General features: G+C 52.8%; 23 protein-coding genes. 17 read left to right on the forward strand and 6 right to left on the reverse strand.

Features of this window, described 5'->3' with window-relative positions; all coding sequences use genetic code 11:
* The first annotated feature begins 6 nt into the window (after positions 1-6).
* The 5 genes from gtdA (at position 7) to dusC (ending at position 4,723) form a co-directional block, all read left to right on the forward strand.
* The gene (gene gtdA / locus FQ015_RS07360) at positions 7-1,035 is read left to right on the forward strand and encodes a gentisate 1,2-dioxygenase (RefSeq protein ID WP_032184597.1); all 1,029 of its coding nucleotides are present in this window, start codon (positions 7-9) and stop codon (positions 1,033-1,035) included.
* A gap of 15 nt (positions 1,036-1,050) precedes the next feature.
* Complete coding sequence (locus tag FQ015_RS07365; RefSeq protein WP_160523898.1) at positions 1,051-1,752, forward strand: fumarylacetoacetate hydrolase family protein; 702 nt, start codon at positions 1,051-1,053, stop codon at positions 1,750-1,752.
* An 8-nt stretch (positions 1,753-1,760) separates the two neighbouring features.
* Positions 1,761-2,405 carry a maleylacetoacetate isomerase gene (gene maiA, locus FQ015_RS07370; RefSeq protein ID WP_160523930.1) on the forward strand — a complete coding sequence of 215 codons (645 nt, stop codon included), beginning with the start codon at positions 1,761-1,763 and terminating at the stop codon, positions 2,403-2,405.
* 14 nt (positions 2,406-2,419) lie between these two features.
* Positions 2,420-3,613, forward strand: coding sequence for a 3-hydroxybenzoate 6-monooxygenase (locus tag FQ015_RS07375; RefSeq protein ID WP_160523899.1), 1,194 nt, complete (start codon positions 2,420-2,422; stop codon positions 3,611-3,613).
* A 159-nt stretch (positions 3,614-3,772) separates the two neighbouring features.
* Complete coding sequence (gene dusC, locus FQ015_RS07380) at positions 3,773-4,723, forward strand: tRNA dihydrouridine(16) synthase DusC (RefSeq protein ID WP_001264872.1); 951 nt, start codon at positions 3,773-3,775, stop codon at positions 4,721-4,723.
* 387 nt (positions 4,724-5,110) lie between these two features.
* On the opposite strand, the gene yohP is transcribed toward dusC, so the two are convergent.
* Complete coding sequence (gene yohP / locus FQ015_RS24530) at positions 5,111-5,194, reverse strand: small membrane protein YohP (protein WP_000691708.1); 84 nt, start codon at positions 5,192-5,194, stop codon at positions 5,111-5,113.
* Between the two features lie 223 nt (positions 5,195-5,417).
* On the opposite strand from yohP, the gene mdtQ reads away from it, so the two are divergent.
* Together mdtQ and FQ015_RS07395 are read left to right on the forward strand one after the other, a co-directional pair.
* Positions 5,418-6,854 (forward strand): multidrug resistance outer membrane protein MdtQ, encoded by a 1,437-nt coding sequence (mdtQ, locus tag FQ015_RS07390; RefSeq protein ID WP_001078132.1) that lies wholly within the window; start codon positions 5,418-5,420, stop codon positions 6,852-6,854.
* A 52-nt stretch (positions 6,855-6,906) separates the two neighbouring features.
* Positions 6,907-7,668, forward strand: coding sequence for an SDR family oxidoreductase (locus FQ015_RS07395; RefSeq protein WP_160523901.1), 762 nt, complete (start codon positions 6,907-6,909; stop codon positions 7,666-7,668).
* A gap of 129 nt (positions 7,669-7,797) precedes the next feature.
* Here FQ015_RS07395 and FQ015_RS07400 read toward each other — a convergent pair whose 3' ends face one another.
* Entirely contained in the window at positions 7,798-8,376 is a 579-nt protein-coding gene (locus FQ015_RS07400) for a DedA family protein (protein ID WP_001353099.1), read from the reverse strand.
* 169 nt (positions 8,377-8,545) lie between these two features.
* On the opposite strand from FQ015_RS07400, the gene FQ015_RS07405 reads away from it, so the two are divergent.
* The gene (locus FQ015_RS07405) at positions 8,546-9,133 is read left to right on the forward strand and encodes a Yip1 family protein (RefSeq protein ID WP_010360277.1); all 588 of its coding nucleotides are present in this window, start codon (positions 8,546-8,548) and stop codon (positions 9,131-9,133) included.
* A gap of 173 nt (positions 9,134-9,306) precedes the next feature.
* Positions 9,307-10,239 (forward strand): D-alanyl-D-alanine endopeptidase, encoded by a 933-nt coding sequence (pbpG, locus tag FQ015_RS07410; RefSeq protein WP_001319943.1) that lies wholly within the window; start codon positions 9,307-9,309, stop codon positions 10,237-10,239.
* A gap of 209 nt (positions 10,240-10,448) precedes the next feature.
* On the opposite strand, the gene dld is transcribed toward pbpG, so the two are convergent.
* The gene (dld, locus tag FQ015_RS07415) at positions 10,449-12,164 is read right to left on the reverse strand and encodes a D-lactate dehydrogenase (protein WP_000097376.1); all 1,716 of its coding nucleotides are present in this window, start codon (positions 12,162-12,164) and stop codon (positions 10,449-10,451) included.
* A gap of 195 nt (positions 12,165-12,359) precedes the next feature.
* Here dld and bglX point away from each other — a divergent pair, with 195 nt between their 5' ends.
* The 5 genes from bglX (at position 12,360) to yehW (ending at position 18,666) form a co-directional block, all read left to right on the forward strand.
* Complete coding sequence (gene bglX / locus FQ015_RS07420; RefSeq protein ID WP_160523902.1) at positions 12,360-14,657, forward strand: beta-glucosidase BglX; 2,298 nt, start codon at positions 12,360-12,362, stop codon at positions 14,655-14,657.
* Between the two features lie 272 nt (positions 14,658-14,929).
* A complete protein-coding gene (gene osmF / locus FQ015_RS07425; protein ID WP_045145351.1) occupies positions 14,930-15,847 on the forward strand; it encodes a glycine betaine ABC transporter substrate-binding protein OsmF in 918 nt (305 codons plus the stop codon).
* Between the two features lie 6 nt (positions 15,848-15,853).
* The gene (gene yehY / locus FQ015_RS07430; RefSeq protein ID WP_160523903.1) at positions 15,854-17,011 is read left to right on the forward strand and encodes a glycine betaine ABC transporter permease YehY; all 1,158 of its coding nucleotides are present in this window, start codon (positions 15,854-15,856) and stop codon (positions 17,009-17,011) included.
* A complete protein-coding gene (gene yehX, locus FQ015_RS07435; RefSeq protein ID WP_032303353.1) occupies positions 17,004-17,930 on the forward strand; it encodes a glycine betaine ABC transporter ATP binding protein YehX in 927 nt (308 codons plus the stop codon). Before yehY ends, yehX begins: the two co-directional genes overlap by 8 nt.
* A 4-nt stretch (positions 17,931-17,934) precedes the next feature.
* Positions 17,935-18,666, forward strand: a complete 732-nt coding sequence (yehW, locus tag FQ015_RS07440; protein WP_039020542.1) for a glycine betaine ABC transporter permease YehW — start codon at positions 17,935-17,937, stop codon at positions 18,664-18,666.
* Here the strand turns inward: yehW and FQ015_RS07445 are convergent.
* Both FQ015_RS07445 and mlrA read right to left on the reverse strand, forming a co-directional pair.
* Positions 18,647-18,754, reverse strand: coding sequence for a protein YohO (locus FQ015_RS07445; RefSeq protein ID WP_001216963.1), 108 nt, complete (start codon positions 18,752-18,754; stop codon positions 18,647-18,649). The genes yehW and FQ015_RS07445 overlap by 20 nt on opposite strands.
* Before the next feature lie 59 nt (positions 18,755-18,813).
* Positions 18,814-19,545, reverse strand: coding sequence for an HTH-type transcriptional regulator MlrA (gene mlrA, locus FQ015_RS07450; protein ID WP_001240401.1), 732 nt, complete (start codon positions 19,543-19,545; stop codon positions 18,814-18,816).
* Between the two features lie 221 nt (positions 19,546-19,766).
* On the opposite strand from mlrA, the gene btsS reads away from it, so the two are divergent.
* From btsS to FQ015_RS07465, 3 genes are read left to right on the forward strand one after another with little or no spacing between them, the layout of a single operon-like run.
* The gene (gene btsS, locus FQ015_RS07455; RefSeq protein WP_024212152.1) at positions 19,767-21,452 is read left to right on the forward strand and encodes a two-component regulatory system sensor histidine kinase BtsS; all 1,686 of its coding nucleotides are present in this window, start codon (positions 19,767-19,769) and stop codon (positions 21,450-21,452) included.
* The gene (gene btsR, locus FQ015_RS07460) at positions 21,449-22,168 is read left to right on the forward strand and encodes a two-component system response regulator BtsR (protein ID WP_024212151.1); all 720 of its coding nucleotides are present in this window, start codon (positions 21,449-21,451) and stop codon (positions 22,166-22,168) included. Before btsS ends, btsR begins: the two co-directional genes overlap by 4 nt.
* Positions 22,169-22,214: 46 nt before the next feature.
* Positions 22,215-22,685: a DUF1456 family protein gene (locus tag FQ015_RS07465; RefSeq protein ID WP_001295430.1), complete on the forward strand. Its 471-nt coding sequence runs from the start codon at positions 22,215-22,217 to the stop codon at positions 22,683-22,685.
* A gap of 42 nt (positions 22,686-22,727) precedes the next feature.
* On the opposite strand, the gene FQ015_RS07470 is transcribed toward FQ015_RS07465, so the two are convergent.
* Positions 22,728-23,189 (reverse strand): YehR family lipoprotein, encoded by a 462-nt coding sequence (locus tag FQ015_RS07470; protein ID WP_001353103.1) that lies wholly within the window; start codon positions 23,187-23,189, stop codon positions 22,728-22,730.
* Positions 23,190-23,307 lie beyond the last annotated feature (118 nt).

Below are 23,307 nucleotides of genomic sequence, written 5' to 3' on the forward strand. Positions count from 1 at the left end.
ATCCTAATGACTGATAACAATCAAAAAAGCCGCGAGCAATTTTATCAGCATATTTCCGGGCAAAACCTGACCCCGCTGTGGGAGTCACTGCACCATCTGGTGCCGAAAACGCCCAACGCTAACTGTGCGCCAGCGTACTGGAATTATCAGGAGATCCGCCCGCTGCTACTGGAGAGCGGCAGCCTGATTGGTGCGAAAGAGGCCGTGCGCCGCGTGCTGGTGCTGGAAAACCCGGCGCTGCGCGGGCAGTCTTCCATTACCGCGACTTTATATGCCGGTTTGCAACTGATCATGCCGGGCGAAGTGGCACCGAGTCATCGTCATAATCAGTCGGCGCTGCGTTTTATTGTTGAAGGCAAAGGGGCATTTACCGCCGTTGATGGCGAACGCACGCCAATGAATGAGGGCGATTTTATCCTGACCCCACAATGGCGCTGGCACGATCACGGTAACCCTGGCGACGAACCGGTTATCTGGCTCGATGGACTGGATCTGCCATTAGTGAACACTCTGGGCTGCGGTTTTGCCGAAGATTACCCGGAAGAGCAACAACCGGTCACGCGTAAAGAGGGGGATTATCTGCCGCGTTATGCCGCCAATATGTTGCCGCTGCGCCATCAGACGGGGAACTCCTCACCGATCTTTAACTATCGTTATGACCGTAGCCGCGAAGTGCTGCACGATTTAACCCGCCTGGGCGATGCCGACGAGTGGGATGGCTACAAAATGCGCTATGTCAACCCGGTCACCGGCGGCTATCCGATGCCGTCGATGGGCGCCTTCCTGCAACTGCTACCGAAAGGGTTCGCCTCCCGCGTGGCGCGTACCACTGACAGCACTATCTACCATGTAGTGGAAGGTAGCGGACAAGTCACCATCGGCAATGAAATCTTCACCTTTAGTGCAAAAGATATCTTCGTGGTGCCGACCTGGCACGGTGTGTCATTCCAGACTACGCAAGATACCGTTTTATTCAGTTTTTCGGACAGACCGGTACAAGAAGCCCTGGGGCTGTTCCGCGAAGCGCGTTATTAATTTGGGAGAGAGAAAATGACTCAATATGTATTCGAACCACAAGCGCCCGTTACCGTACCGGTTGTTGGCAGTGATGAACAATTCCCCGTGCGCCGCGTTTACTGTGTCGGGCGTAACTATGCCGCCCACGCCCGCGAAATGGGCTTTGATCCGGATCGTGAACCCCCCTTCTTCTTCTGCAAACCAGCAGATGCCGTTGTTCCGGTCGCCGCTGGCGAAATGCTGGCGCTGCCGTATCCGGCGCAGACCGATAACTATCATTACGAAATTGAACTGGTGGTGGCGATTGGTAAAAAGGGCAGCGATATCCCACTGGAAAAGGCCCATGAATATGTCTGGGGTTATGCCACAGGCCTTGATATGACGCGCCGTGACCGTCAAATGGAAATGCGTCAGATGGGCCGCCCGTGGGAAATCGGCAAAGCATTTGATCTCTCGGCCCCCATCGCACCGCTGCACAAAGCCAGCGAAACCGGCGGTATTGATAACGCACCAATCTGGTTACAGGTAAACGGTGAAGATCACCAGCGCAGCGATATTCGCCATCTCATCTGGTCGGTGAATGAAACCATCAGCTACCTGTCAGGCTTCTTTGAGCTGCAACCGGGCGATCTGATCTTCACTGGTACGCCAGAAGGGGTGGGCCCGGTAGTGAAAGGTGATGTGATCACGGGCAACGTCGAGGGCTTAACCCCTATCGCGGTGAAGATTGTCTGAGGTGCATGATGAAGCTGTACAGTTTTTTTAATAGTTCAGCATCGTACCGGGTACGCATTGCGCTGGCGCTGAAAGGCATTAATTACCAGACCGAAGGGGTGAATATCCGTATTGGTCAGCAAAATGAACTGGCCTATCGGCGGATGAATCCTGTCGGGCTGGTGCCGACGCTGCTGACTGACGAGGGCGAGTCACTCGGTCAGTCGCTGGCGATTATTGACTGGCTGGATCGTCACTACCCGCAAGTTCCGCTGGTGCCGCAGGAAGAACCGGCCCGCAACAAGGTGCTGGAAATTGTCTATGCCATCGCTTGTGATATTCATCCATTGAATAACCTGCGCGTGCTGCGCTACCTGACCGAAGAGCTGAACGTCAGTGAAGAAGAGAAAAAACGCTGGTATGCGCACTGGATCCAGCAAGGGTTAAACGCGGTGGAACAGCTACTGCGCCAGAGCCAGTCGGGGCAATTTTGTGTGGGTGAGACGCCGACGCTGGCAGACTGCTGCCTTGTTCCGCAGTGGGCGAACGCGCTACGTATGAACTGCGATCTGAGTGGATATCCGCGCTGCAAAGCGGTGTACGACGCCTGCACACAACTGCCAGCGTTCATTGCCGCAGCGCCAGAAAATCAACAAGATAAAATTTCAGCCTGACCAGGAGAACCATAATGACTAAAGTGACACGCGCAGTAATTGTGGGAGGCGGGATCGGCGGTGCGGCAACTGCGCTGTCACTGGCCCGCCAGGGGATCAAAGTGGTGCTGCTGGAAAAGGCGCATGAGATCGGTGAGATCGGCGCAGGCATCCAGTTGGGGCCAAACGCGTTTTCGGCGTTGGATAGTCTTGGTGTTGGCGAAATCGCCCGCCAGCGCGCGGTGTTTACCGATCACATCACCATGATGGATGCGGTGAACGCCGAAGAAGTGGTGCGTATTGAAACCGGGCAGGCCTTTCGTGACCATTTCGGCGGCCCTTACGCGGTGATCCATCGCGTTGATATTCATGCCTCGGTATGGGAAGCGGTACTGACGCATCCGGACGTGGAGTATCACACCTCCACAAACGTCGTTGATATTCGCGAGACGCCGGACGATGTCACCGTTTTCGACGATCGAGGTAATAGCTGGAGCGGCGATATTTTGATTGGCTGTGATGGCGTGAAGTCAGTGGTGCGCCAGAGCTTATTAGGCGATGCGCCGCGCGTCACCGGTCATGTGGTCTACCGTGCGGTTATCGATTGTGCGGATATGCCGGAAGATTTACGTATTAATGCGCCGGTATTGTGGGCGGGTCCGCACTGTCACCTGGTGCATTATCCTTTGCGCGGCGGCAAGCAGTATAACCTGGTGGTGACATTCCACAGCCGCCACCAGGAAGAGTGGGGCGTGAAGGATGGCAGTAAAGAGGAAGTGCTTTCCTATTTTGAAGGCATTCACCCGCGTCCTCGCCAGATGCTGGATAAACCGACGTCATGGCGACGCTGGTCAACGGCCGATCGTGAACCGGTAGGGAAATGGGGGACTAACCGCATTACGCTGGTGGGCGATGCGGCCCATCCGGTGGCGCAGTATATGGCACAAGGTGCCTGTATGGCGCTGGAAGATGCAGTAACGCTGGGTAAGGCGCTGGCGCAGTGTGTGGGTGATGCGGCGCAAGCCTTTGCGCTGTATGAGTCGGTACGTATTCCGCGTACCGCGCGCATCGTCTGGTCGACCCGTGAAATGGGGCGGGTTTATCACGCCGCAGGGGTAGAACGTCAGGTACGTAACCTGCTGTGGAAAGGGAAATCGCAGGCAGAGTTTTATCGCGGCATGGAGTGGCTGTACGGCTGGAAAGAAGATAACTGTCTGCAACCACGCTGAGTACTTCTTACCCAATCAGGTGCACGGACGGTCCCCTCGCCCCTTTGGGGAGAGGGTTAGGGTGAGGGGAAAAATCTTGCCCGAATTAATCAGTAAGTCAGTTTGTCTGCAAACACCAGAGGCGCTAACATAGCGCCTCATTTTTTTGCGGGTGATGATATGCGTGTGTTACTGGCGCCGATGGAGGGTGTACTCGACTCTCTGGTGCGTGAATTGCTGACCGAAGTTAACGACTACGATCTGTGCATCACCGAGTTTGTCCGCGTGGTGGATCAACTGCTGCCGGTAAAAGTTTTTCATCGCATTTGCCCGGAGCTACAAAACGCCAGCCGAACGCCATCCGGTACGCTGGTGCGCGTGCAATTGCTGGGTCAGTTCCCACAATGGCTGGCAGAGAACGCCGCCCGTGCGGTGGAGTTAGGTTCCTGGGGTGTGGATCTTAATTGCGGCTGTCCGTCGAAAACGGTTAACGGTAGCGGCGGCGGGGCGACACTACTCAAAGATCCTGAACTCATCTACCAGGGTGCAAAAGCGATGCGTGAAGCTGTACCGGCGCATTTGCCCGTCAGTGTGAAAGTGCGTCTGGGCTGGGACAGCGGTGAGAAGAAATTTGAAATCGCCGATGCGGTTCAACAGGCTGGCGCTACGGAGTTGGTGGTGCATGGGCGGACAAAAGAGCAGGGTTACCGCGCGGAGCATATTGACTGGCAGGCGATTGGCGAGATTCGCCAACGGCTGAATATTCCAGTGATTGCCAACGGTGAAATCTGGGACTGGCAGAGCGCGCAACAGTGTATGGCGATCAGCGGCTGTGACGCGGTGATGATTGGTCGCGGAGCGCTCAATATTCCCAATCTGAGCCGAGTGGTAAAATATAACGAACCGCGAATGCCGTGGCCGGAGGTGGTTGCTTTGCTACAAAAATATACCCGTCTGGAAAAGCAGGGCGATACTGGGTTATATCACGTTGCGCGGATTAAACAGTGGTTGAGTTATTTGCGTAAAGAATACGATGAGGCAACGGAATTATTTCAGCATGTTCGGGTGTTGAATAATTCCCCTGATATTGCAAGGGCTATTCAGGCAATTGATATCGATAAGCTGCGATAAGAGTGGAATCGCAGCTTATCAGAGACAATGAATCGTTTATTCAGCTTCATCATCTTGTTGCGCTCCTTTCATGAGCTAAGCCATATATTGCCACTGGCGCAAGGCGCGCGCAGGGGGAGGACAATCGCCTCCTCCCCCTGCATCCCCGGGCTCTGGCGAACAAAATCGCCGTTGCGTGGTACCTTCAGCTTATCCCCTTCGTCTACCGTGTCGTGCGCAAGTTAACGTCCCTGTAAAACGCGCCCTCAGCCCACATCCATGTGGGCTGCCCCGGCCTTCAGGGAACGCCTCGGCGATTTTGACGCTACCAACAACGGAGCTGTTTGCAAATCAAGTACACAAAATATCGAGTTCCTGACCTGACAACTTATATGCCATATCTGATTTTTAAAATATCATCTTAAATACGCCAGTCACCACCAGTAGTCCAATCAGGAAAATAATCAATACAGCCCAGAGTATAATTTTCATTGGCGTTCCTTTATTTGTGAGTGTCGAATAAGTATAGGAAAAAAAGAAGCCCTTTGCCGTTACTCATAAGTGATTAAGATAAATCGGAGAATATCATTCACTTACTGTATATTTTTCTGAATATGTCGTTTTATTGCCACTGATGTATTGCCACGCGAAACTAAAAAATATATCGCAACACACGGTAATCTCCGCGCACCTTTTCTTACCTGATTATTCCCCCATGAATCGTGATTCCTTTTACCCAGCCATCGCCTGTTTTCCTCTGTTACTGATGCTGGCCGGGTGTGCGCCTATGCATGAAACCCGCCAGGCGTTAAGCCAGCAAACACCCGCTGCGCAAGTTGACACCGCATTACCCACGGCGCTGAAAAATGGTTGGCCAGACAGCCAATGGTGGCTGGAGTATCACGATAATCAACTCACTTCATTAATTAACAATGCACTGCAGAACGCACCGGATATGCAGGTGGCTGAACAGCGCATTCAGCTGGCTGAAGCCCAGGCGAAGGCAGTTGCCACTCAGGATGGCCCTCAGATCGATTTTTCTGCGGATATGGAGCGGCAAAAAATGTCGGCAGAAGGGCTAATGGGGCCGTTTGCTCTGAACGATCCTGCCGCAGGTACGACCGGTCCGTGGTACACCAATGGTACTTTTGGCTTAACGGCGGGCTGGCATCTTGATATTTGGGGAAAGAATCGGGCGGAGGTTACTGCTCGCCTCGGTACGGTTAAAGCACGGGCGGCGGAACGCGAGCAAACCCGCCAATTGCTGGCTGGCAGTGTAGCCCGCCTGTACTGGGAGTGGCAAACCCAGGCAGCGTTAAACACTGTTTTGCAGCAAATCGAAAAAGAGCAGAACACCATTATCGCGACCGATCGCCAGCTATATCAGAACGGGATTACTTCTTCAGTTGAAGGTGTGGAAACCGATATTAATGCCAGCAAGACCCGGCAGCAGCTCAACGATGTCGCGGGGAAAATGAAAATTATTGAGGCACGGTTAAGCGCACTTACAAATCACCAGACAAAGGCATTGAAGCTTAATCCGGTCGCGTTGCCGAAAGTGGCAAGTCAGCTTCCTGATGAACTGGGGTATTCATTGCTGGCACGGCGGGCAGATTTGCAGGCAGCGCATTGGTACGTTGAGTCATCGTTAAGCACCATTGATGCGGCAAAAGCGGCATTTTACCCTGACATCAACCTGATGGCCTTCCTGCAACAGGATGCGTTGCACTTAAGCGATTTGTTCCGTCATTCCGCGCAGCAAATGGGCGTTACGGCAGGCCTGACGCTACCCATTTTCGATAGTGGTCGTCTTAACGCCAACCTCGATATTGCAAAAGCCGAAAGCAACTTGTCTATCGCCAGCTACAACAAAGCGGTGGTTGAAGCGGTGAATGACGTGGCGCGGGCAGCCAGTCAGGTTCAGACGCTGGCGGAGAAAAACCAGCATCAGGCGCAAATTGAGCGCGATGCCTTGCGTGTGGTAGGTCTTGCGCAGGCCCGCTTTAACGCGGGTATCATTGCTGGTTCCCGCGTCAGCGAAGCCAGGATCCCGGCGCTGCGTGAGCGGGCCAATGGCCTGTTATTGCAAGGGCAGTGGCTGGATGCCTCCATTCAACTCACTGGTGCGTTGGGCGGGGGTTACAAACGCTGATGATATACGCCTTCTATACTTAACGTTTATTCAGCGTTAAGTGGAGAACTCGATGGCACAGGTCGCGATTATTACCGCTTCCGATTCGGGGATCGGCAAAGAGTGCGCGTTATTACTGGCGCAGCAGGGTTTTGATATTGGTATTACCTGGCACTCAGATGAAGAAGGGGCAAAAGATACCGTGCGTGAGGTGGTTAGCCACGGCGTACGTGCGGAGATGGTGCAGTTGGATCTCGGTAAACTGCCAGAGGGGGCAATGGCGCTGGAGAAACTTATTCAACGGCTGGGGCGCATCGATGTGCTCGTGAATAATGCGGGCACAATGACCAAAGCGCCGTTTCTTGATATGGCTTTCGATGAGTGGCGCAAGATTTTTACCGTTGATGTTGATGGTGCATTTTTATGCTCGCAAATTGCGGCCCGCCAGATGGTGAAACAAGGGCAGGGCGGTCGCATCATCAACATTACGTCGGTACATGAGCATACGCCGCTGCCGGATGCCAGCGCCTATACAGCCGCTAAACATGCACTCGGTGGGCTAACCAAAGCGATGGCGCTTGAGCTGGTCAGGCATAAGATTTTGGTGAATGCAGTCGCGCCTGGGGCTATCGCCACACCAATGAATGGCATGGATGACGGCGACGTGAAGCCCGACGCGGAGCCTTCGATTCCCCTGCGGCGTTTCGGCGCAACGCATGAGATTGCCAGCCTGGTGGCGTGGTTATGCTCTGAAGGCGCAAATTACACCACCGGGCAGTCGTTAATTGTCGATGGTGGCTTTATGCTGGCGAATCCGCAGTTCAACCCAGAATAGCACTGTGAGGTGCGTGGTTATTTCAATGGGTAATATTTGGTAGGCATGATAAGACGTGCAAGCGTCGCATCAGGCATGGTGCGACGGATGTCGGATGCGGCGCAAACCGCCTTATCCGAGGCAATGGTTTTACGCCTGATCATCCGGCTTTTTCTTCCCGCGCCGTTTCAGCCACCAGCGCACGCCAACCACCAGAACCACGACCAGAATCAACCAGACCCAGTGCTTCAAATGCTGGTCGAGATTGTGCAACCACGGCGCAATCACCTGACCACCAGCATAACCGATAGTGGTAAAAATCAACGCCCAGGCAAATGCGCCGAGAATATTCAGCGGCAGAAAGATTTTCGGCGGCAGCTGGCTGGCACCAATCAGCGTCGGGCCAATGACCCGAAAGCCATACATAAAACGCGTACCAATGACAAACAGATACGGATGGCGCTGGATAAGTTTCTGCGCCCGCTCAATTTTATCCTGATGCTTAGAGAAACGGCGTAACAGCTTGCCACCAAACCGCCGCCCGCACAGATAAAGCACTTGGTCGCCAATCATGCCGCCAAGCGCTACAGAAAGTACCACCAGCGGGAACTTTAATAACCCCTGATGTGCCGCAACGCCTCCCAGCAACGTCACGGTTTCACCTTCCGCCAGACTTCCGAGCACCAGCGCGGCATAACCATATTGTGAGATGAGTGTATTGAGATCCATAGGCCCGTCTGTCTCCCTTTGGTTGCTTGTAAGCATACACCCTGTGAATCATTCACGCTGAAAAAGGACGCTCATCAGACGGTGCAAATTCTATGAATGCACAAAAAATAATCACAAGCTGACTTATACTTGAACTGTCAGGTTCATGAACTCACAACAAGGGGGCGGTATGAGCCATGTCTGGGGACTGTTTTCCCATCCCGATCGTGAAATGCAGGTGATTAATCGCGAAAACGAAACGATTTCTCATCACTACACCCACCACGTTTTGCTGATGGCGGCGATTCCGGTGATTTGCGCCTTCATTGGCACTACACAGATTGGCTGGAATTTTGGCGATGGCACTATCCTGAAGTTATCCTGGTTCACCGGACTGGCGCTGGCCGTCTTGTTTTATGGCGTTATGCTGGCTGGGGTCGCGGTGATGGGGCGGGTCATTTGGTGGATGGCACGCAATTACGCGCAGCGTCCGTCGCTTGCGCACTGTATGGTCTTCGCGGGCTACGTTGCGACGCCGCTGTTTTTAAGCGGTCTGGTGGCGCTTTATCCGCTGGTCTGGTTATGTGCGCTGGTCGGCACGGTGGCGCTGTTTTACACCGGCTACCTGCTTTATCTCGGTATTCCGAGCTTCCTGAATATCAACAAAGAGGAAGGCCTTAGCTTCTCCAGTTCGACGCTGGCGATTGGCGTGCTGGTACTGGAAGTGCTGCTCGCCCTTACCGTTATACTATGGGGTTACGGTTATCGTTTGTTCTAGAAAGTTCTTTTGTGTTGCATTGCTGGCGTAAATGTCAGCAATGCAGCATTTCCTCACGATTCTCCTTTGACGATCGCACTTTTTGCTCGTTATGATGGCGTCGCTAGCCTCAGTAAATCCTTACTCCGGCGGTGCGCAACCTGTGCGCGTGAACCACTATCTGAATGCTCATCATGCCGAAATTTCGAGTTTCTTTATTTAGCCTGGCCCTGATGCTGGCTGTGCCTTTTGCACCGCAGGCCGTTGCGAAAACGGCAGCCGCTACCACCGCTTCACAGCCGGAAATTGCCTCCGGTAGCGCTATGATTGTTGATCTGAATACCAACAAAGTGATCTATTCGAACCACCCGGATTTGGTGCGTCCGATTGCGTCTATCAGTAAATTAATGACCGCGATGGTTGTGCTGGATGCACGATTGCCGCTGGATGAAAAACTGAAAGTGGATATCAGCCAGACGCCGGAGATGAAAGGGGTCTATTCGCGCGTACGACTGAACAGCGAAATCAGCCGTAAAGATATGCTGTTGCTGGCGCTGATGTCTTCAGAAAACCGCGCGGCGGCAAGCCTTGCGCACCATTATCCCGGTGGCTACAAAGCCTTTATTAAGGCGATGAATGCGAAAGCGAAATCGCTCGGAATGAACAACACGCGCTTTGTTGAACCGACCGGATTGTCGGTGCATAACGTTTCAACTGCCCGTGACTTAACCAAACTGCTCATTGCCAGCAAACAATATCCGTTGATTGGTCAGTTAAGTACTACCAGGGAAGATATGGCAACCTTCTCTAACCCGACGTATACGCTGCCGTTCCGCAATACTAACCATCTGGTGTATCGCGATAACTGGAATATTCAGTTAACCAAAACGGGCTTTACCAATGCGGCGGGCCATTGTCTGGTGATGCGCACGGTTATCAATAATAAACCGGTGGCGCTGGTAGTGATGGACGCGTTTGGCAAATATACCCATTTTGCCGATGCCAGCCGCCTGCGTACCTGGATTGAAACCGGTAAAGTGATGCCTGTTCCGGCAGCAGCGTTGAGCTATAAAAAACAAAAAGCCGCTCAGATGGCGGCGGCGGGGCAGACGGCGCAGAACGATTAAGGGTAGGCAGAATAAGGCGTTTACGCCGCATCCGGCATTCGGAGCACAATGCCTGATGCGATGCTTGCGCATCTTATCAGGCCTACAAACGTGACGCGTCCGTAGGCAGGATAAGGCGTTCACGCCGCATCCGGCATTCGGTGCCCGTGCCTGATGCGATGCTTACGCATCTTATCAGGCCTACGTCTGCATCAGGCATCCAGCCGTATTTACTCCACTTCCTGCCAGTTTTTCCGCTTACTGGTTTTACCGATCCCCGGATTCATGCTGTTGGTCGGATCGTTCTCGCGATAGAACTTCTGCAACGTCTCCGGTGCTTTATACAAATGACCGACGTTATGCTCGGCAGGGTATTGCGCGCCGCGCTGCTGTAGCAGTTCCAGCATCTGTTCTTTCAACGCATGTACATCCACGCCTTTTTTAACGATGTAATCCTGATGGAAGACATAGCACATAAAATGGCCGTAATAGAGCTTGTGCACCAACTGACTGTCGATCTCCGGCGGTAAATGCTCATACCACTCGGTGTCGTTACGCCGCAGAGCGATATCCAGCGCCAGAATGTCTTCGACTTCATCGGAATGCACCGCCTGATAACGAATTGCTGCGCCCGCAGCGGCGAAACGGTGTAAAAACGCTTTGCTGCCTTCTTCCGGCGTACAGACAAAGAAATCGCCCTCGGCCTGTTTGAAATAATCCACCAGCCACGATTTAGCTTCGCCGACGCCATCGCCCGCCATTTTTAACAGCAGATGATGTTCATATTTATCGCGCCAGCTTTTCATGCGCGGTGGTAAATGGCTGGGGAACAAGTGACCGAATTTTTGCATCGCACGGTCGGTAAAATGCGGACGGAAGAATTTCACTTTCTCCAGCATCGCATCGGTGCGTCCCTTGAGATTAAAGAAGAACGGCATCTTGTCGGTGCCTAACTTATCAATCATCAGGAAGGTGTCTTTGCCGTATTTTTCCGCAATATCGTAGATATCCCGGTGCATATATTCCCCGGCAACTGGCAGATTTTCGAAATTAGCCAGAATATGACGGCGGATTTCGGTCAGTACTTCCGGCTGGTTGGTGCCGATATAAAACACCTGCTGATTTTTTTCTGCTTCGAAGGTATCAAGACGTACCGCAAAGACGGCCAGTTTACCGGCGCAACCGGAGGATTCAAACAGGCGATCCGGGTCGGCGTTATAACGTGCTGGTGTGTCGGCTTCAATATCACGAACGCGGTGGACATAGTCATAATCGTGGGCGTGACGACCATCGTGGCGCACATCGTCATCTTTGATGCGATCGTCATCCAGCTTGCTAAGGATCTGCTCCGGCGTTTCGCCGAGATCAATCCCCAGATGGTTCACCAGCGTCAGTTTGCCGTCTTCATTTATACGCGCGAATAACGACATTTCGGTATACGCCGGGCCACGCTGTACCAGCGAGCCGCCGGAGTTGTTACAGATACCGCCGATGACCGATGCGCCTATACACGATGAGCCAATCACCGAGTGCGGTTCGCGTCCCAGCGGTTTGAGGGCTTTTTCCAGCGAATAAAGCGTGGTGCCCGGATAGGCCAGCACCTGTTCGCCCTTGCCAAGAACGTGCAGCTTGTCGAGACGCAGGGTGCTGATGATCACGATATCGCGATCATAGTCGTTACCGTTTGGCGTCGAGCCTTCGGTCAGACCTGTATTGGCAGCCTGCATCAGAATAATTTTGTCGGCGGTGACGCAGGCTTTCAGCACCCGCCACAATTCCAGTAGTGAACCAGGGAAAACGACAGCCAGCGCGTCGCCCTGACCAGAACGGAAGCCCTTGCGATAGCGGGCCGTTTTTGCGGGATCGGTGAGCAGGTGTGAATGACCGACCAGACGGGCAAGTTCATTCAAAAAGGCTTTATTATCAGTTGTTGTCATGGAAGACATTTTCCACTCCTTGTGGTGGCGAAAAAATATCACAAACTAGCATAGCGCCTTGTATGACAATTCAGCGAGTGAATATTTTGAAAATTCAGACAATAAACTGAGCATTCTTTTTCTCTCTCCATCATGCTTATGGCAAACTACGGTTTTTGCACCATTTTCGCTGCCTCGTCGGGCAACAGAGGAAGAATTATCCATATGAAATGGCTATGTTCAGTAGGTATCGCGGTGAGTCTGGCCCTGCAACCAGCACTGGCGGATGATTTATTCGGTAACCATCCATTAACGCCTGAAGCGCGTGATGCGTTCGTCACCGAACTGCTCAAGAAAATGACAGTTGATGAGAAAATTGGTCAGCTGCGCTTAATCAGCGTCGGCCCGGATAATCCGAAAGAGGCGATCCGCGAGATGATCAAAGACGGGCAGGTTGGGGCGATTTTCAACACCGTAACCCGTCAGGATATCCGCGCCATGCAGGATCAGGTGATGGAATTAAGCCGCCTGAAAATTCCTCTTTTCTTTGCTTACGACGTGCTGCACGGTCAGCGCACGGTGTTCCCGATTAGCCTCGGTCTGGCCTCGTCTTTTAACCTCGATGCGGTGAAAACGGTCGGACGTGTCTCTGCTTATGAAGCCGCAGATGATGGCCTGAACATGACCTGGGCACCGATGGTCGATGTCTCGCGCGATCCGCGCTGGGGACGTGCTTCCGAAGGTTTTGGGGAAGATACGTATCTCACTTCGATTATGGGTAAGACCATGGTGGAAGCGATGCAGGGTAAAAGCCCGGCAGATCGCCACTCGGTGATGACCAGCGTCAAACACTTTGCCGCTTACGGCGCGGTGGAAGGTGGTAAAGAGTACAACACCGTCGATATGAGTCCGCAGCGCCTGTTTAACGACTATATGCCGCCGTACAAAGCGGGGCTGGATGCAGGCAGCGGTGCGGTAATGGTGGCGCTGAACTCGCTGAATGGCACGCCAGCAACTTCCGACTCCTGGCTACTGAAAGATGTGCTGCGCGATCAGTGGGGCTTTAAAGGCATTACCGTTTCCGATCATGGCGCAATCAAAGAGCTGATTAAACATGGCACGGCGGCAGACCCGGAAGATGCGGTGCGCGTGGCACTGAAATCCGGCATCAACATGAGTATGAGCGATGAGTATTACTCGAAGTATCTGCCTGGGTTGATCAAATCCGGCAAAGTGACGATGGAAGAGCTGGATGACGCTGCCCGTCATGTACTGAACGTGAAATATGATATGGGGTTGTTTAACGACCCGTACAGCCATCTCGGTCCGAAAGAGTCTGACCCGGTGGATACCAATGCCGAAAGCCGCCTGCACCGCAAAGAAGCGCGTGAAGTGGCACGCGAAAGCCTGGTGTTGCTGAAAAACCGTCTCGAAACGTTACCGCTGAAAAAATCAGCCACCATTGCGGTGGTTGGGCCACTGGCGGACAGCAAACGTGACGTGATGGGCAGCTGGTCCGCAGCCGGTGTTGCCGATCAATCCGTGACCGTACTGACCGGGATTAAAAATGCCGTCGGTGAAAACGGTAAAGTGCTGTACGCCAAAGGGGCGAACGTTACCAGTGACAAAGGCATTATCGATTTCCTGAATCAGTATGAAGAAGCGGTCAAAGTCGATCCGCGTTCGTCGCAAGAGATGATTGATGAAGCGGTGCAGACGGCGAAACAATCTGATGTGGTAGTGGCTGTAGTCGGTGAAGCACAGGGGATGGCGCACGAGGCTTCCAGCCGTACCGATATCACTATTCCGCAAAGCCAACGTGACTTGATTGCGGCGCTGAAAGCCACCGGTAAACCGCTGGTGCTGGTGCTGATGAACGGGCGTCCGCTGGCGCTGGTGAAAGAAGATCAGCAGGCTGATGCGATTCTGGAAACCTGGTTTGCGGGGACTGAAGGCGGTAATGCGATTGCCGATGTGTTGTTTGGCGATTACAACCCGTCGGGCAAGCTGCCGATGTCCTTCCCGCGTTCTGTCGGGCAGATCCCGGTGTACTACAGCCATCTGAATACCGGGCGTCCGTATAATGCCGACAAGCCGAACAAATACACTTCGCGTTATTTTGATGAAGCTAACGGGGCGCTTTATCCGTTCGGCTATGGTCTGAGCTACACCACTTTCACCGTCTCTGATGTGAAACTTTCTGCGCCGACCATGAAGCGTGACGGCAAAGTGACCGCCAGTGTGCAGGTGACGAACACCGGTAAGCGCGAAGGGGCGACGGTAGTGCAGATGTACTTGCAGGATGTGACGGCTTCCATGAGTCGTCCGGTGAAGCAGCTGAAAGGCTTTGAGAAAATCACCCTGAAACCGGGCGAAACTCAGACCGTCAGCTTCCCACTTGACATTGAGGCGTTGAAGTTCTGGAATCAACAGATGAAATATGACGCCGAGCCTGGCAAATTCAATGTCTTTATCGGCACTGATTCCGCACGCGTTAAGAAAGGCGAGTTTGAGTTGCTGTAATGCTTTAGTAAGGGCGCGACGTTTGCGCCCTTTGCCTGATGCGTTGCGCTTATCAGGCCTTCAGGGGTTTTTAACCTATTGAATTTTCGCTGTTTGTAGGCCGGATAAGGCGTTTACGCCGCATCCGGCAAGAAACGCCGGGCAAAATATGCCCTTTAAGTATTTATCTGATTCTGCAACTGAATCCTTCCGCTCAGGCTAACCCCGCCATTATCAACTATGCTTTTCTCTTAATTCGCTGAAAACAACAGTAAAAGAATGAGGAAAGCATCATGCCACTCTCAAAGCTCTGGGCAGGTTCACTGGTTTTGTTGGCAGCCGTGAGCCTGCCGCTACAGGCGGCTTCCCCCGTTAAAGTCGGTTCGAAAATCGATACCGAAGGCGCGCTACTCGGCAACATTATTTTGCAAGTGCTGGAAAGCCACGGCGTACCGACGGTGAATAAAGTCCAGTTGGGAACCACGCCGGTGGTGCGCGGGGCGATTACTTCCGGTGAACTGGATATCTATCCGGAATATACCGGCAATGGCGCGTTTTTCTTTAAAGATGAAAACGATGCGGCGTGGAAAAATGCCGGGCAAGGCTACGAGAAAGTCAAAAAGCTCGATGCAGAACAAAACAAGTTAATCTGGCTGACGCCTGCGCCTGCAAATAACACCTGGACCATCGCCGTGCGTCAGGATGTTGCAGAGAAAAACAAACTCACTTCGCTTGCCGACCTGAGTCGTTATCTGAAAGACGGTGGCACCTTCAAACTGGCGGCCTCAGCAGAGTTTATCGAACGCGCCGATGCCTTACCCGCTTTTGAAAAAGCCTATGGCTTTAAGCTCAGTCAGGATCAGTTGCTGTCACTGGCCGGTGGCGACACTGCGGTGACAATCAAAGCTGCTGCCCAGCAAACATCCGGCGTTAATGCGGCGATGGCTTACGGCACCGACGGCCCGGTCGCGGCGCTGGGGCTGCAAACCTTAAGCGATCCGCAAGGCGTGCAACCTATCTACGCGCCTGCACCAGTGGTGCGTGAATCGGTGTTGAAGGAGTATCCGCAAATGGCACAGTGGCTACAGCCAGTCTTCGCCAGCCTCGATGCAAAAACATTGCAGCAACTGAATGCCAGCATTGCCGTTGAAGGACTGGATGCCAAAAAAGTGGCTGCCGACTACCTGAAACAAAAAGGGTGGACGAAGTAATTTCCCGTGACTTATTTACGTATTAATCCTGTTCTGGCGCTGCTGATGTTGCTGACGGCAATCGCAGCGGCGCTGCCGTTTATCAGTTACGCGCCTAATCGTTTAGTCTCTGGTGAGGGGCGTCATCTCTGGCAGCTGTGGCCGCAAACGATCTGGATGCTGGTGGGCGTTGGTTGCGCCTGGCTGACAGCCTGTTTTATTCCCGGTAGAAAAGGCAGCATTTTTGCACTCATCCTGGCGCAATTCGTCTTCGTGTTGCTGGTATGGGGCGCAGGAAAGGCCGCGACGCAACTGGCGCAAAATGGCAGTGCGCTGGCGCGTACCAGCCTCGGCAGTGGTTTCTGGCTGGCTGCGGCGCTGGCATTGCTGGCCTGTAGCGATGCCATCCGCCGAATCTCCACGCATCCGCTGTGGCGCTGGTTGTTGCATATGCAGATTGCCATTATTCCGCTGTGGTTGCTGTATTCCGGCGCGCTTAACGATCTCTCGCTAATGAAAGAATACGCCAACCGTCAGGATGTGTTTGATGATGCGCTGGCACAGCATCTGACCCTGCTGTTTGGTGCGGTGCTGCCTGCGTTAGTGATTGGTGTGCCGCTGGGCGTCTGGTGCTACTTTTCCACTGCGCGGCAGGGGGCGATTTTTTCTCTGCTGAATGTCATTCAGACCGTGCCTTCGGTGGCGCTCTTTGGCCTGTTGATTGCGCCGCTTGCCGGACTGGTTACGGCCTTTCCGTGGCTGGGAACGCTCGGCGTAGCAGGAACCGGAATGACACCCGCACTGATTGCGCTGGTGCTCTATGCCTTGCTGCCGCTGGTGCGCGGTGTGGTAGTCGGCTTGAACCAGATCCCGCGCGATGTGCTGGAGAGCGCCAGAGCGATGGGCATGAGCGGGGCGCAGCGATTCCTGCATGTTCAGTTACCGCTGGCGTTACCGGTATTTCTGCGCAGCCTGCGGGTGGTGATGGTGCAAACCGTCGGCATGGCGGTGATTGCGGCGTTAATCGGCGCAGGTGGTTTTGGTGCGCTGGTTTTCCAGGGGCTGCTAAGCAGTGCCATTGATTTAGTGTTGCTGGGGGTGATCCCGGTAATCGTACTGGCGGTGCTGATCGACGCACTGTTCGATCTGGTTATCGCACTGCTGAAGGTGAAAAGTAATGATTGAATTTAGCCATGTCAGCAAACTGTTCGGCACACAAAAAGCTGTTAACGATCTCAATCTCAATTTTCAGGAAGGGAGTTTCTCGGTGCTGATTGGTACATCAGGCTCCGGTAAATCCACCACGTTGAAAATGATCAACCGTCTGGTAGAGCATGACAGCGGAGTGATCCGCTTTGCCGGAGAAGAAATTCGCTCGCTGCCAGTGCTGGAGTTGCGCCGCCGGATGGGCTATGCCATTCAATCTATTGGCCTGTTTCCCCACTGGAGCGTGGCGCAAAACATTGCTACTGTGCCGCAATTACAAAAATGGCCGCGGGCGCGGATCGACGACCGTATTGACGAATTAATGGCGCTACTGGGGCTGGAGCCGAATTTGCGTGAGCGTTATCCGCATCAGCTTTCCGGCGGTCAGCAGCAACGTGTGGGAGTGGCCCGCGCACTGGCTGCCGATCCGCAAGTCTTACTGATGGATGAACCTTTTGGCGCACTGGACCCGGTAACGCGCGGCGCGTTGCAACAAGAGATGACGCGTATTCACCGTTTGTTGGGGCGTACCATTGTGCTGGTCACTCATGATATTGATGAGGCGCTACGGCTGGCAGAACATCTGGTATTGATGGATCACGGTGAAGTGGTGCAGCAGGGCAATCCGCTGACGATGCTGACTCGTCCGGCGAATGATTTCGTCCGCCAGTTTTTTGGCCGTAGTGAACTGGGTGTGCGCCTGCTTTCGTTACGTAGCGTGGCGGATTATGTGCGCCGCGAAGAGCGGGCTGAAGGTGAGGCGCTGGCAGAAGAGATGACGCTACGCGATGCGCTCTCCCTGTTTGTCGCGCGGGGATGCGAAGTGCTGCCGGTGGTGAACACGCAGGGCCAGCCTTGCGGCACGCTGCATTTTCAGGATCTGCTGGTGGAGGCGTAAGCGTATGAAGATGTTGCGCGATCCGCTGTTCTGGCTCATTGCTTTGTTTGTGGCACTGATTTTCTGGCTGCCTTACAGCCAGCCGCTGTTTTCTGCCTTGTTCCCACAACTGCCACGCCCCGTTTATCAGCAAGAAAGTTTTGCTGCTCTGGCACTGGCTCATTTCTGGCTGGTGGGAATTTCGAGTTTGTTTGCGGTGATCATTGGCACAGGTGCCGGAATTATTGTTACTCGCCCGTGGGGCGCGGAATTTCGCCCACTGGTGGAAACTATTGCCGCCGTTGGGCAGACTTTTCCGCCCGTTGCGGTGCTGGCGATTGCCGTTCCGGTGATTGGGTTTGGTCTGCAACCCGCGATTATCGCCTTGATCCTGTACGGTGTGCTGCCCGTCCTGCAGGCGACACTTGCCGGGCTGGGAGCGATTGATGCCAGCGTGACAGAAGTTGCGAAAGGTATGGGAATGAGCCGTGGTCAGCAACTGCGTAAGGTCGAGCTACCGCTGGCGGCTCCGGTGATTCTGGCGGGCGTGCGAACTTCGGTGATTATCAACATTGGTACGGCGACGATCGCCTCAACGGTAGGGGCCAGCACGCTGGGTACGCCCATCATCATCGGGCTTAGCGGATTTAATACCGCGTATGTGATCCAGGGGGCGTTACTGGTGGCACTGGCGGCGATCATCGCAGACCGCCTGTTTGAAAGGCTGGTGCAGGCGCTTAGCCAGCACGCAAAATAAAGGTATAACCTGCGAGCATGACGCCACCAATTCCGCCTAACGCCATAAAAAGGAACAGGGCGATGACCCCAATTTTAGCTATGCGCATAATGCACTCCTTATGTTAACGAAAGGATTGTACAGTAAAGCGCATTTGTTAACGAATCATTAAATGCCGAGTGGGAAAATATCATGGCCTTGTTCCTGCCAACTGGTAAGTTGCTGCTGTTGGGCAGAGGTTCGATTTTCACCGCACCACACCAGCAATGTACGGCCTTCGAACAGTTCAGGGCGTAGTTGATTGAGCGAGTGGGCGAGGACATCAATGCGCCATCCTTGTTGACTGGCAATCCAGCCTTCCAGCCACAGACGGGTGGTATCCTGAATATTCCAGCCAACCACCAGCGCATCTTTACCCTGTTTTTTACGTGCCGAAGCCAGACAAATGGCGATGTAGTTGATCAGTACGCCGTCGAGGATCGCCAGCAGCGCCTGGAGAGTCGGTTGTTGGCACTGAAGTCGTCGGCGCAGAGGAATAAACAGGTGCGTGGTGAGTGTCTGGGCGGGGTAATCCTGACCGCGCTCTTTGATCCACGTTCGCAGGCTATGCAGATTGCCGCTTTGCAGGTAAGTCAGTAATGTTTCTTGCTGATCGCGCCAGCCGTTCTGCACATCAACATTTTCATTACTGAGCAGCATTTTAACTTTGCTGACCTGCACGCCGTTGTCGATCCAGCGTTTGATCTCGCGGATCCGGTCAATATCGGCATCATTGAACAGCCGATGACCGCCGTCTGTCCGTTGCGGTTTCAGCAATCCGTAACGCCTCTGCCACGCGCGTAACGTGACAGGGTTAATATCACAAAGCAACGCCACTTCACCAATTGTGTAAAGCGCCATCGTCTCACCCTTGCTCGCGAGGTCCCAGTTTAACTTTAGACGCAGTTTTGCGAACCAGGTAGTTTTGCCCGTTTTTTGTTCATCTATAGGGTGATTTTATTTTTGCCAGACGATTTTGAGTGATCGTACTCACGAATTCTCATTTTTCTGCAAGAGTTCAAAGAAAGTTAAACGCAGGCAATGTATGTTACGCGTTTTAAAGGGAAGTGTGGTTTGCGGGTATGTACGATTTTAATCTGGTGTTGCTGCTGCTTCAGCAGATGTGCGTTTTTTTAGTCATTGCGTGGTTAATGAGTAAAACGCCATTATTCATACCGTTAATGCAGGTCACGGTTCGTCTGCCGCATAAATTTCTCTGCTACATCGTCTTTTCCATCTTCTGCATCATGGGCACCTGGTTTGGGCTGCACATTGACGATTCTATTGCCAATACCCGTGCGATTGGTGCGGTAATGGGCGGCTTACTCGGCGGTCCGGTCGTCGGTGGGCTGGTTGGTCTGACCGGCGGGTTACATCGATATTCGATGGGGGGCATGACCGCGCTAAGTTGCATGATCTCGACCATCGTTGAAGGATTGCTCGGCGGCCTGGTACACAGCATCCTGATCCGTCGCGGGCGCACTGATAAAGTCTTTAACCCCATTACCGCCGGTGCCGTCACGTTCGTCGCTGAAATGGTGCAAATGTTGATCATCCTGGCGATCGCCCGACCTTATGAAGATGCGGTGCGTCTGGTGAGTAATATTGCTGCGCCAATGATGGTCACCAATACCGTCGGCGCGGCGCTGTTTATGCGTATATTGCTCGATAAACGCGCGATGTTTGAAAAATACACTTCGGCTTTTTCTGCTACTGCGCTGAAAGTGGCGGCTTCGACGGAAGGCATTTTGCGCCAGGGGTTTAACGAAGTGAACAGCATGAAGGTGGCTCAGGTGCTGTATCAGGAGCTGGATATTGGTGCAGTCGCGATTACCGATCGTGAGAAATTGCTGGCCTTTACCGGAATTGGTGATGACCACCATTTACCTGGTAAACCGATTTCTTCGACTTACACCTTAAAAGCGATTGAAACCGGTGAAGTGGTCTACGCCGATGGCAACGAAGTGCCTTACCGTTGCTCGTTGCATCCGCAATGCAAACTGGGTTCGACGCTGGTGATTCCGTTGCGTGGTGAAAATCAGCGGGTGATGGGCACCATCAAATTGTATGAAGCCAAAAACCGTTTGTTCAGTTCAATCAATCGCACGCTGGGCGAGGGGATTGCGCAATTGCTTTCGGCGCAGATTCTCGCTGGGCAATATGAGCGGCAAAAAGCGATGCTCACCCAGTCAGAGATCAAACTACTTCACGCTCAGGTGAACCCCCATTTTCTGTTCAATGCGCTTAACACCATTAAAGCGGTGATCCGCCGCGACAGCGAACAGGCCAGTCAGCTGGTGCAGTATCTTTCCACTTTTTTCCGCAAAAACTTAAAGCGGCCTTCGGAGTTTGTTACTCTCGCCGACGAAATTGAACATGTGAACGCTTATCTGCAAATTGAAAAGGCGCGCTTCCAGTCGCGGTTGCAGGTCAATATTGCTATTCCGCAAGAATTATCCCAGCAGCAATTGCCCGCGTTTACCCTGCAACCGATTGTGGAAAACGCTATTAAACATGGGACATCACAACTGCTGGATACAGGGCGAGTAGCAATCAGCGCCCGACGTGAGGGGCAACATTTGATGCTGGAGATCGAAGACAATGCTGGCTTGTATCAACCGGTAACCAATGCCAGCGGGCTGGGGATGAATCTGGTGGATAAGCGTTTACGTGAACGGTTTGGCGATGACTATGGGATAAGCGTCGCCTGTGAACCTGATAATTACACCCGAATAACGTTACGACTGCCATGGAGGGACGAGGCATGATTAAAGTCTTAATTGTCGATGACGAACCGTTAGCACGGGAGAACCTGCGCGTATTTTTGCAGGAGCAGAGTGATATTGAAATTGTCGGCGAGTGTTCAAACGCCGTGGAAGGGATCGGCGCGGTGCATAAACTGCGCCCGGACGTGCTGTTTCTCGATATCCAGATGCCGCGTATTAGCGGTCTGGAAATGGTGGGGATGCTCGACCCGGAACATCGTCCGTATATCGTTTTTCTCACCGCGTTTGACGAATACGCCATTAAAGCCTTTGAAGAACATGCCTTTGATTATCTGCTGAAGCCAATTGATGAAGCGCGGCTGGAGAAAACGCTGGCGCGATTGCGTCAGGAGCGCAGCAAGCAGGATATTTCGCTGTTACCGGAAAATCAACAGGCGCTGAAATTTATCCCTTGTACGGGGCATAGTCGGATTTATTTGCTGCAAATGAGAGATGTAGCATTTGTCAGCAGTCGGATGAGCGGTGTCTACGTTACCAGCCACGAAGGGAAAGAGGGTTTTACCGAACTGACTTTGCGCACCCTGGAGAGCCGTACACCACTACTGCGCTGCCATCGTCAGTACCTGGTTAACCTCGCGCATTTACAGGAGATTCGTCTGGAAGATAACGGCCAGGCCGAGTTGATTTTACGTAATGGCTTAACTGTTCCGGTCAGCCGCCGCTATCTGAAAAGTTTAAAAGAGGCGATTGGCCTGTAAAAGACTGCTAAAATGGTTTTTTGCCTCATCAACACCTGAAGGCCTCATGCTAAGTAACGATATTCTGCGCAGCGTGCGCTACATTTTGAAAGCCAATAATAACGACCTGGTGCGCATTCTGGCGCTGGGTAATGTCGAAGCCACTGCGGAACAGATCGCCGTCTGGCTACGCAAAGAAGACGAAGAAGGGTTTCAGCGTTGTCCGGACATTGTTCTGTCTTCATTCCTGAATGGCCTGATTTATGAAAAACGTGGCAAGGATGAGTCAGCTCCGGCACTGGAGCCGGAACGTCGCATTAATAACAACATCGTGCTGAAAAAATTACGTATCGCGTTTTCGCTGAAAACTGATGATATTCTGGCGATCCTTACCGAACAGCAGTTCCGCGTTTCGATGCCGGAAATTACGGCGATGATGCGTGCACCGGATCATAAAAACTTCCGCGAATGCGGCGATCAATTTTTACGTTATTTTTTGCGTGGACTGGCAGCGCGCCAGCATGTGAAGAAAAGCTAAGACGGGCATGGCGGCCATGCGAAAAACATGGCCGCCGACAGATTATTTCACTTCTTTAAAACCAGCGGCTTTCATCACCAGTTCCATTTGCGCCATAGTGATACCTTTTTTGGCATCTTCAGCAGAAACGTTGATACCTGAAATACCCTGCAGGGCTTTAAAATCAACTTTTTCCATATCGATAGTCACGTTTTCCTGAGCATAAGTATCGGTAAAGGTTAATTTTTCTTCAACGCCAGGGATGTTTTTATATTTGGCACTTAACGGCTCAAGTGTCTTGGCAGCATCTTCTTTGGTGGTTGCACCAATGGAGGCAAATTGAATTTTGGTTTCAGAAGATTGCTTAAGAACCTTGTCACCTTTGTAGACATAGGTAATAGCAATTTCAGTACCGTTCAGATTAGCGCTAAATTTCTTCGATTCTTCTTTGTCACCGCAGCCAGCAAGAGAGAAAACCAGAACAGATGCAACAACAAGGGAAAACAGCTTATTGAAAGCCTTCATGTAAAACTCCATTTTATTTAATCAAGGAACTGGTGACCACACCAGGGGCCATATAGGATATGCCTAATACCTTGGCGTGAGCAGTCCGGAACTGGAGTAGAACTCTTTGTAAAAAGCA

The sequence above is a fragment of the Escherichia sp. HH26CH genome (assembly GCF_009820205.1).
In the GTDB taxonomy this organism is placed as follows: domain Bacteria; phylum Pseudomonadota; class Gammaproteobacteria; order Enterobacterales; family Enterobacteriaceae; genus Escherichia; species Escherichia coli_F.

Coding starts and splice junctions, on each gene's coding strand:
- gtdA (WP_032184597.1), top strand. CDS start 7: ATGACTGATAACAATCAAAAAAGCCGCGAGCAATTTTATCAGCATATT.
- FQ015_RS07365 (WP_160523898.1), top strand. CDS start 1,051: ATGACTCAATATGTATTCGAACCACAAGCGCCCGTTACCGTACCGGTT.
- maiA (WP_160523930.1), top strand. CDS start 1,761: ATGAAGCTGTACAGTTTTTTTAATAGTTCAGCATCGTACCGGGTACGC.
- FQ015_RS07375 (WP_160523899.1), top strand. CDS start 2,420: ATGACTAAAGTGACACGCGCAGTAATTGTGGGAGGCGGGATCGGCGGT.
- dusC (WP_001264872.1), top strand. CDS start 3,773: ATGCGTGTGTTACTGGCGCCGATGGAGGGTGTACTCGACTCTCTGGTG.
- yohP (WP_000691708.1), bottom strand. CDS start 5,194: ATGAAAATTATACTCTGGGCTGTATTGATTATTTTCCTGATTGGACTA.
- mdtQ (WP_001078132.1), top strand. CDS start 5,418: ATGAATCGTGATTCCTTTTACCCAGCCATCGCCTGTTTTCCTCTGTTA.
- FQ015_RS07395 (WP_160523901.1), top strand. CDS start 6,907: ATGGCACAGGTCGCGATTATTACCGCTTCCGATTCGGGGATCGGCAAA.
- FQ015_RS07400 (WP_001353099.1), bottom strand. CDS start 8,376: ATGGATCTCAATACACTCATCTCACAATATGGTTATGCCGCGCTGGTG.
- FQ015_RS07405 (WP_010360277.1), top strand. CDS start 8,546: ATGAGCCATGTCTGGGGACTGTTTTCCCATCCCGATCGTGAAATGCAG.
- pbpG (WP_001319943.1), top strand. CDS start 9,307: ATGCCGAAATTTCGAGTTTCTTTATTTAGCCTGGCCCTGATGCTGGCT.
- dld (WP_000097376.1), bottom strand. CDS start 12,164: ATGTCTTCCATGACAACAACTGATAATAAAGCCTTTTTGAATGAACTT.
- bglX (WP_160523902.1), top strand. CDS start 12,360: ATGAAATGGCTATGTTCAGTAGGTATCGCGGTGAGTCTGGCCCTGCAA.
- osmF (WP_045145351.1), top strand. CDS start 14,930: ATGCCACTCTCAAAGCTCTGGGCAGGTTCACTGGTTTTGTTGGCAGCC.
- yehX (WP_032303353.1), top strand. CDS start 17,004: ATGATTGAATTTAGCCATGTCAGCAAACTGTTCGGCACACAAAAAGCT.
- yehW (WP_039020542.1), top strand. CDS start 17,935: ATGAAGATGTTGCGCGATCCGCTGTTCTGGCTCATTGCTTTGTTTGTG.
- FQ015_RS07445 (WP_001216963.1), bottom strand. CDS start 18,754: ATGCGCATAGCTAAAATTGGGGTCATCGCCCTGTTCCTTTTTATGGCG.
- mlrA (WP_001240401.1), bottom strand. CDS start 19,545: ATGGCGCTTTACACAATTGGTGAAGTGGCGTTGCTTTGTGATATTAAC.
- btsS (WP_024212152.1), top strand. CDS start 19,767: ATGTACGATTTTAATCTGGTGTTGCTGCTGCTTCAGCAGATGTGCGTT.
- btsR (WP_024212151.1), top strand. CDS start 21,449: ATGATTAAAGTCTTAATTGTCGATGACGAACCGTTAGCACGGGAGAAC.
- FQ015_RS07465 (WP_001295430.1), top strand. CDS start 22,215: ATGCTAAGTAACGATATTCTGCGCAGCGTGCGCTACATTTTGAAAGCC.
- FQ015_RS07470 (WP_001353103.1), bottom strand. CDS start 23,189: ATGAAGGCTTTCAATAAGCTGTTTTCCCTTGTTGTTGCATCTGTTCTG.